The 8,217-nt window shown below is 61.4% G+C and carries 7 protein-coding genes; 1 reads left to right on the top strand and 6 read right to left on the bottom strand.

The features are described 5' to 3' along the window. Positions 1–54: 54 nt before the first annotated feature. The 4 genes from ABUH87_RS14000 to modA all read right to left on the bottom strand — a co-directional run bounded on the left by ABUH87_RS14000 (position 55) and on the right by modA (position 3,342). A complete protein-coding gene (locus tag ABUH87_RS14000; RefSeq protein WP_367774624.1) occupies positions 55–1,050 on the bottom strand; it encodes a zinc-dependent alcohol dehydrogenase family protein in 996 nt (331 codons plus the stop codon). Between the two features lie 114 nt (positions 1,051–1,164). Then, on the bottom strand, positions 1,165–1,881 hold the full coding sequence (locus tag ABUH87_RS13995) for an ABC transporter ATP-binding protein (protein WP_367774623.1): 717 nt from the start codon (positions 1,879–1,881) through the stop codon (positions 1,165–1,167). Further along, positions 1,874–2,539: a molybdate ABC transporter permease subunit gene (modB, locus tag ABUH87_RS13990; RefSeq protein ID WP_367774622.1), complete on the bottom strand. Its 666-nt coding sequence runs from the start codon at positions 2,537–2,539 to the stop codon at positions 1,874–1,876. The genes ABUH87_RS13995 and modB overlap by 8 nt, the downstream gene beginning before the upstream one ends. Next, entirely contained in the window at positions 2,539–3,342 is an 804-nt protein-coding gene (modA, locus tag ABUH87_RS13985; RefSeq protein ID WP_367774621.1) for a molybdate ABC transporter substrate-binding protein, read from the bottom strand. The genes modB and modA overlap by 1 nt, the downstream gene beginning before the upstream one ends. An 86-nt stretch (positions 3,343–3,428) precedes the next feature. On the opposite strand from modA, the gene ABUH87_RS13980 reads away from it, so the two are divergent. Further along, a complete protein-coding gene (locus tag ABUH87_RS13980; protein WP_367774620.1) occupies positions 3,429–3,848 on the top strand; it encodes a winged helix-turn-helix domain-containing protein in 420 nt (139 codons plus the stop codon). Here ABUH87_RS13980 and ABUH87_RS13975 read toward each other — a convergent pair. Both ABUH87_RS13975 and ABUH87_RS13970 read right to left on the bottom strand, forming a co-directional pair. Then, positions 3,842–4,765, bottom strand: coding sequence for a response regulator (locus tag ABUH87_RS13975; RefSeq protein WP_367774618.1), 924 nt, complete (start codon positions 4,763–4,765; stop codon positions 3,842–3,844). The genes ABUH87_RS13980 and ABUH87_RS13975 overlap by 7 nt on opposite strands. After that, on the bottom strand, positions 4,762–8,172 hold the full coding sequence (locus ABUH87_RS13970) for a hybrid sensor histidine kinase/response regulator (RefSeq protein ID WP_367774616.1): 3,411 nt from the start codon (positions 8,170–8,172) through the stop codon (positions 4,762–4,764). Before ABUH87_RS13970 ends, ABUH87_RS13975 begins: the two co-directional genes overlap by 4 nt. Between the last annotated feature and the right edge of the window lie 45 nt (positions 8,173–8,217).

Raw genomic sequence — 8,217 nt, 5'->3', positions numbered from 1 at the left:
CGCTTCTCGTTGCGGTCGATAGCTCTCCGGCTATCACCGCGGACGGCGCGATATCTACAGAAGGTTGATACCGATCTTGCCGAAGAATGCTCCGCTTTCCAGGTGATGATAAGCATCTGACAGGCGTTCAAGGTCATAGACCACATCGACCACGGGCCTGATCTGGCACTCCACCATGAACCGGGTCATCGCTTCGTGTTGTTCACGGTTGCCTACGCCGATCGGGGCAAGGTTTACATCCGCACCTGCAAGGTTCCAGCTGAAGTCGGATCCCAGCATGCCGATCGCGGACAGTTGCCCGCCCTCGCAAAGCAGGCTGGCATTATCTTCAACTTGCACAGCGCCGACCGTGTCGATCACGTTGGCAATCGGCCTATCGCCAAGCGCAGTGCGTACGGCCGCTGCCCAGTCCGGCTGATGCCTGTAGTTGATGCACAAATCGGCACCAAGCGAAGCTGCACGGGCCAGCTTTGCGTCCGAAGATGAGGTGATGGCAACATTGGCGCCCATCGCTTTGGCAAGCTGCAATGCGGCGATCGATACACCACCTGTACCGTGGGCAAGTATCCAGTCGCCAGGTGACGTGATGCGGCTCGACGTCAGAGCGGACCAGGCGGTGAGCGCGGCACACGAGAGTGTAGCGGCCTCCAGATCGCTCATCATATCCGGAAGCCTGCAAAGGCTTTCCGCTTCGAAGACGGCAAACTGACGAGCGACACCGTCGATGGGGCCGCCGAGCATTCGTGGGTCCGGCTCGCCTCCCGTAAGCCAATGCGGAGCAAAGATGGGGGTGACGCGATCACCCGGCGCCACACGGGTGACACCACTGCCGACTGCCTCCACAAATGCCGCAGAGCATGACAGGGGAATCACCTCAGGCTCTTTGCCAAGGCCCGGAATGAGTCCCTTCGCCACGATGAGATCGCGATAATTCAGAGTGGCGGCGGTGATGCGGATGAGCGCCTCGCCAGGGCCCGGATCCGGTACAGCGGCCTTTTCGATCGTGATCGTGTCAACGCCTTGGCCACTCCGGACCTTCGCCTGTTTCATATCCAACCTGAATCCCCCGAATAAGTTTTATTTCGTCCAGCTCTCTATGCTGGCAGGGTGCAGTAGGGGAAGGGCTGTCGAAGCGTGTTACTGACGGAGCGCGGGCAACTCGGCTCAGCTATTGCCGTTCAGCCACCGGGCGAACTGCGTCTCCGGGTTGTCCAGCATGGCACGCGGAGTGCCTTGCTCGACCGTCTCCCCCGCTTTCAAATAGCAGAGTCGATCCGCGCTGCGCGAGGCGTCTTCCACATCATGCGAGACGATCAGAATCGGTATGGCGGTTGAGCGGCGTATCCGGCTGAGCAGCATCTGAAGCGCACGCCTGGTGGGTTGATCCACGGCGGAGAAGGGCTCGTCCAGGAGTAGAACACGAGGGTCACGGGCCAGTGCTCTGGCGAGCGCCACCCGCTGCTGCTGTCCACCGGATAGCTGGTGGGGAAAACGCTTCTCCAATCCGTCGAGCTGTACTTGTTCGAGGAGTTCGGCCGCCCGGGGGTGGCGTTGATCACGCGGAAGCTCCAGCATCGCCTCAGCCACATTTCCAAGGGCGGTCTTGTGCGGGAACAGCGCATAGGACTGGAAAACGACGCCGGCGCGCCGTGAGCGTGCAGGCAGGTCGATCCCGTGCTCTTGATCAAACCATGTTTCATGGGCGCACAAGATCCGCCCTTGGCTTGCACGATGCAGCCCGGCGATCGTCCGCAGGATCGTTGACTTACCAGCCCCAGAGGCCCCCACCAAAGCCAGCGTTTCTCCGGGTGCGACGGAAAGGCTGACGTTTAGCGGAATGGGTCCGCGTTGGTGGAGTTCGACGCGAAGTCCTTCAGCCAATCCGCCGGCTCCTTCCGGCAAGCACGAAGGTCGTGCTCACGGCAGCGAGCGAGATGGCCATGAGCAGACCGGCCATACGTGCTGCGGACGCGTTGTCGAAGGCCTGAACCCTGTCGTAGATCGAGAGAGCAAGGGTGCGGGTCTCGCCCGGTATGGAGCCGCCTACCATCAGGACGACGCCGAACTCGCCGAGTGTATGTGCAAAGACGAGCACCGCTCCTGTAAGAAGGCCCGGCCAGGCCAGGGGAAGCTCTATCCTCCAGATCGTTCGCCAAAGCGAGTGTCCGCAGGCCGCGGCTGCGTCGCGCAGATCCTGGCCGACGGCCTCGAACGCTCGCTGCGCAGGTTGGACTGCAAAGGGCAGGTTGACCAGCACCGACGCAAGCAGGACGCCTTCAAAGCTGAAAACCAGCGGCCGCCCTGCGAGATCGGTCCAAATCCGCCCCACCGGAGATTCCGGTCCGAAACCTACAAGCAGGTAGAACCCGATAACTGTGGGGGGAAGCACCAGAGGCAGCGTCAGTGCTCCCTCGACGACGGCCTTGCCCCGGAAGCGAGCCGTTGCGAGCCAACGCCCGACCGCGAGAGCAATCGGTAGCAGGATCGCGACGGTCCAGATGCCGAGAAGCAGCGAGAGCTGTAATGCGGCCAGATCCATCAGGTGCCGGCGGATTTGGGAAGCGCAAACCCATAGCGCGCCAATATGCGTCTAGCCGGATCCTGCTGAATGTAGCGATAGAACGCTTTGGCCACCGGACTCGCGTTCTTCATGAGTACCATTCGCTGACGAAGAGGCGCGTGCCAGGAAGCCGGTAGCAGAGCGAATTGCGTCCTTGCTTTGACCGTCGGATCAAGCACCAGTGAATAGGCGACGATGCCGCCCTGTGAACCGCCGGATGTGGCGAATTGGAGAGCTTGGCTGACATTCTCGCCCAGCACCAGCTTGCCTGAAAGCGGGCCCCACAGTCCGGCGTGCTTGAGCGCCTGCGCTGCCCTGTCGCCATAAGGCGCGTGCTCAGGATTGGCGATGGCGAAGTGCGCTACCTGCCCCTTGCTTAGCGCGGTCCTTAGGCCGTTCAGATTGCTGTCCGCCTTAAGCCGTGAGCCTCTGGGTGCGACCACAGCAAGCCGTCCGATTGCGTAGAGCCTGCCGCCATCTATTGTCTTGCCCGCTTTCGCCAGCTTGAGCGCGTAGCCTTCGTCTGCCGAGAGAAAGAGCTGGAAAGGTGCGCCCTGCTGAAGCTGACGATAGAAATTACCCGATGATCCGAAGGTTAGCCTGACCCGATGGCCGGTGTCGCGCCTGAATGCCTTGGTCACCTCTGCAAGTGCGAAACGCAAGTCTGATGCGGCTGCGACGTTGGGGACCGACTGTGCTTGCACCGCCCCCGGAAGCGCAAGCGCAAGGAGCGCCAGAGCGCACCGCATCAGCACAGGGGGCATAGCAGAATAACCTCGCATCGATGTATGTCTCGATATACATCGCAGGAGCACGGCAAAGGTGTCAATCGAAGTGACTGACATTCTGTGAAGGGCAATCGAGTACCATGGCTAGCGCATCCAACCCTGCTTTGTTGAAAGTGAAGGTGCAGGTGATGGTCGGCGATGCGATTGCGATCGGCCCGGGCAAAGCCGATCTGTTGGAAGCGGTGGCAACTAAGGGCTCCATAGCAGCCGCTGGACGCTGCCTCGGTTTGAGTTACCGTCGCACACGCGACATGATCGATACGTTGAACGCCTGCTGGCGGTCTCCGCTCGTTACGACCGTCAAGGGAGGGCAGCACGGTGGCGGAACGTCCCTTACCCCTGATGGACGGCTGGTGCTGGAGCGCTACCGGGTCCTTCAGCGGGCCTTAAAGGTGACAGCCAGTGAACACGGAGCCAGCCTGCTCGAGTTGGCCACGGACCGGGCCGATGCTTGTCGGATCTCTCGCGCTCCACACAGGGGCGACACTGACGATTACTGAGCGATCACCCGAACCGCAAAGGCCGCCGCCGCCGCTCGAGTCTCGACGCCCAGCTTCTCAAAGACCTGCTCCAGGTGCTTGTTCACGGTACGGGGACTGATCGACAAGATCTCGCTGATGACGCGATTGGGCTTGCCGTGACTGATCCATAGCAGCACTTCGGCTTCTCGCAGTGTGAGATCGAAGTGCTGCTGAAGGCGCAGGATATCGGCTTTCGGATCGATGAGGTTAATCCGCACCAGGAACTCTCCCGGACGAGAGCGGCCGACCGCGACCAGTTCCAAAGTTCTTCCGTCACTCCACTCAATGCGCTGCGAGGCGCCCGGTGACTGATCAGACTGGCGAAGACGCGCCAGCGGTGCGCAGAGAAACTCCGGCGGCCGAGGGTGGTGGCGGCTCCAGGCGGGCGTAAGGCCCTGGAGCAGCTGTTCCGCCGTGGGGGTACACCAGGCGACGCGCTCGCCTTCGCCGATCGCCAAGAGGCTGCGACCAGTTGCATCCAGAGCATACTGGCTGCCTTGGGCGATGCGGGCATTCGCCATGTGTACCTTCACACGTGCAAGCAGTTCATCAACCTCGATGGGCTTGCGGATGTAGTCTACCCCGCCGGACTCCAGCGCGTGAACGACGTGTTCGCTTTCGGTCAGGCCGGTCATGAACACCACGGGCACGTGCGGTCCGGCCGGCAGCGCCTTGATAGCGCGCGTGGTGGCAAATCCGTCCAGGCCGGGCATGACCGCGTCCATGAGGATCAGGTCGGGCACGACGTGCTGGAGCAATTCAAGCGCCGCAGCGCCGCTCGTCGCGACCAGTACAGAGATACCGGCGCCTTCGAGTGTGTCGGTGAGAAAGCGCAGCGACTCCTGCGTGTCGTCGACGACGAGGACGGTGTCGCTGGAGGGAACGTCCGGCTTCATAAATAGGCCCTGGCGGTCTTCAGCAGCATCTGGAGATCGAACCGGTCCAGATGTTCGAGCAGGCGTGCGGCGTGTGGTGCGGCCTCGGGGAACTCGTTCTGCAGCCGCCGGATGGCAGCTTCGACTCCCCTCACATGACCGATCATGGCGGCGCGCTCGACCTCTATGATCACGTCTCTGGCCTCTTTCGGCAAGGGGGGCGGCTCACCCACCGGTGGTAGAACAGGCGCCGTGTTCTCGCCACCGATCCAGCGCAGTGAAAGCAGGTCTGATACAGCATCCAGTATCGCATCCAGCTCCACCGGCTTCTTCAGAAACAGGTCATGACTGGCGCACCCGTCGGCACCGCGACGAAACTCCTGAACGTTCGCGGACACCATGACGATCCGGCAGTGCGCGCCGAGTTCCTCGCGGACGCGAGAGCAAACGTCCCACCCGGATTCCCCGGGCATGGAGATGTCGAGAAGCGCGACCTCGGGCCGCTCGCGGGTTGCAATCTCAATGCCTTCCACTCCGCTGGTGGCTTCGAACACTTCAAAGTCGAGAGGCTCCAGCAAACCCCTGATAACGGCCGTTTGCGCGGGATCGTCATCCACCACAAGGACCTTGCGCCGTTCGCCCTCGTAGCCGGTTATGTTCTCGATCGGTGCAGGGTCGAGCTTGGGAGTCGAAACCTGGCCGAGCATCAACTTGACGGTAAAGCGCGTGCCCCGGCCGAGTTCGCTCTGCACCGCAAGGTCGCCTCCGAGAATGCGGACGAGCGCATTTGCAATCGCAAGCCCAAGGCCGATACCCTTCTGCTTGTGTGCATCCGGATTGGCTCCACGGTCGAAAGGCTCGAACACGCGATCGAGGTCGTCCTTCGCTATGCCGATGCCTGTGTCGATGATGTCTATGGTCGCAACCTGGCTGCGATAACGGACGCGGAATGTCACCGAACCGGAATGCGTGAATTTAATCGCATTCGAGAGCAGGTTGATCAGGATCTGTCTTAGCCGCTTCTGGTCCGTGCGTACGAAACCCGGAAGGTGCGCAGGGCGTTCGAATTCGAACGTGATCCCCTTTGCCACTGCCTGGGGCCGGAACATATTCGCAATCTGATCCAGGAAGGCCGGGAAGCGAACCGTGTCGGTGGAGATGCGCAGGATGCCACTCTCAACCTGCGAGATGTCCAGAAGTCCTTCGACCAAGTTTGTCAGGTGTTCTGAGCTTCTGCGGATGACCTTGGCCGCCTCTGCGGGGGAAACATCGTGTCCCCGCTCGAGCAATTGCGAGTAACCGTAGATTGAATTGAGAGGCGACCGGATTTCATGGCTGACGCTGACCAGGTATCGGCTTTTCGCAATGTTGGCAGCTTCGGCGGCCTCTTTGGCCTTCTGTAACTCCGCCCCGGTGCGATTGTGCGCATCGATCTCCTTGAGCAGGAGGTTCACGTGGTGCTCGCTCTCCTGCATGGCGGAGCGGCGGCTGTGGTGAACCAATACGACGATCCAGGCCGCGAGGCCGCCCAGCAGCGACAGGGTGAGGAACAGACCGATCAACACCGCCTGGAAGCGCGACGCGGTCCCAGGAACGGCCAGTTCCATTAGGCTGGCCAGTGTCCCGACGATGGCTGCAAGGATCAGTAAGATGGCGGCCATGACGATGGCGAACTGCCCAACCGCAGTGTGGACAAGGCCTGCAAGGCGGCGAGGCAGGATCAACGCGAGCCAATTGGACAGTTGCTGCGTGGCCCGGCTGTCCGACTTGCAGCGATCATGGCAGCGCGCCTCCAAGGTGCAGCACAGAGAACAGATCGGTGCCGAGTACATCGGGCAGTGAGCCATGTCATTCAGCTCGAAGGAGTTCTCACAGATGATGCACGTCGCTTCCGTTGCGCCGGGAGCCCAGCGGGTCTGCCGCGCGATGTAGAAGCGGCTTCGGGTCACCAGAGCGATGGCGGGGGCAGCGGTGAACGCCACGGCCAATCCGATCACTGGTGCAAACGCCTGAGCTAGTTCTCCAATTGCACCCGAGTGCGCCAGCGCCGCGACAGCGATCGATAGCACCATGGCGCCCACCCCCACGGGGTTGATGTCATACAGGTGCGCGCGCTTGAACTCGATGTGCTGAGGGGAAAGCCGCAGCGGCTTCGAAATCATGAGATCACCGGCGAGCGCGCCGATCCAGGCAGCCGCAACGATGGCGTAGAGGATCAGTACGTGACCTATGACGGTAAAGACGCCGCTCTCCATCAGCAGCAGCGCCAGCGCGACGTTGAAGACCAGCCAGACAATGCGACCGGGGTGGCTATGCGTCAGGCGTGAAAAGAAGTTCGACCACGCGATGGAGCCTGCGTAGGCATTGGTGACGTTGATCTTTAGCTGGCAAATAGTCACGAACAGGCCGGTGAGGACCAGCGACACTGCGGGCCATCCGCTCATATGCTCAAACACGGCGCCAAATAGTGCAGATGGGCTTGTCGGATGATCGGCCGCAATGCCCGTACTCAAGACAAACCAAGCGAGCCAGGAACCCAGCAAGAGCTTCAGGCCGGCGATCAGAGCCCAGCCAGGGCCGCCGACCAGAAGCGCAGACCACCAGGCGGTCCGGCCGATCTTCTCCTCTGGCGGTAGAAAGCGCATGTAATCGGCCTGCTCCCCGATCTGGGGTAGCAGCGACAGCAGAGTAGAGAGCGCAAAGCCGAAGTAGAGAAAGCTGACGCTGCCGTCGGGACTGCCCAGTTCCCCCGTGAAGCGAGACCATTCAGCCAATGCGGCTGGTCCCGAGGAGAGGATGTACACGATCGGAGCAACCTGCAGCACGATCCAGAGAGGCTGCGTCCATGCCTGGAACCGGGCGATCATGCTCATGCCGTAAAGCGCGATCGGAATCACCGCGAGGGCACTGACGAGATAGGCGATGGCCATTGGCATGCCGGTCATGGCGCGGATCGCAACGGCCATGATGGTCGCTTCCACCGAGAACAGGAGGAAGGTGAACGAAGCATAGACCAGAGATGTGATGGTGGAGCCAAGATAACCGAAGCCGGCCCCTCGCGTAAGAAGGTCGATGTCGAGCCCGCGCTTTGCGGAATGGTATGCGATGGGAAAGCCGATCAGGAACATCAGCCCCATGCCCACGGTGATCGCCAGGACGCTGTTCGCAAAACCGTAGGTCAGCGTGATTGAGGCTCCGATGGCCTCGCAGATCAGGAAGGCAGTCGCCCCAACTGCAGTGCTGGCGACCGTGCGGGGCCCCCAGCGCCGTGCTGCGTCAGCGGTGTATCGCAACGCATAATCCTCAAGCGTCTGCGTCGCCACCCACTTGTTGTAGAGCCGCTTCTCCTTAAGGATGTAGTCGGGCTGCTCGATCAAGTCAGGTGCTGCCCGGTTCGACAGGTGGGGGAAAGCCTCAACTTCCGCCACGATCCATGGTCCGAGAGAACGGGTAGTACGGCCAACATCAGCCGA

This window comes from Novosphingobium rhizovicinum, from assembly GCF_040813635.1.
GTDB lineage: Bacteria > Pseudomonadota > Alphaproteobacteria > Sphingomonadales > Sphingomonadaceae > Novosphingobium > Novosphingobium rhizovicinum.
This window is presented reverse-complemented; position numbering and strand designations above follow the sequence as displayed.

Coding starts and splice junctions, on each gene's coding strand:
- ABUH87_RS14000 (WP_367774624.1), bottom strand. CDS start 1,050: ATGAAACAGGCGAAGGTCCGGAGTGGCCAAGGCGTTGACACGATCACG.
- modB (WP_367774622.1), bottom strand. CDS start 2,539: ATGGATCTGGCCGCATTACAGCTCTCGCTGCTTCTCGGCATCTGGACC.
- modA (WP_367774621.1), bottom strand. CDS start 3,342: ATGCGAGGTTATTCTGCTATGCCCCCTGTGCTGATGCGGTGCGCTCTG.
- ABUH87_RS13980 (WP_367774620.1), top strand. CDS start 3,429: ATGGCTAGCGCATCCAACCCTGCTTTGTTGAAAGTGAAGGTGCAGGTG.
- ABUH87_RS13975 (WP_367774618.1), bottom strand. CDS start 4,765: ATGAAGCCGGACGTTCCCTCCAGCGACACCGTCCTCGTCGTCGACGAC.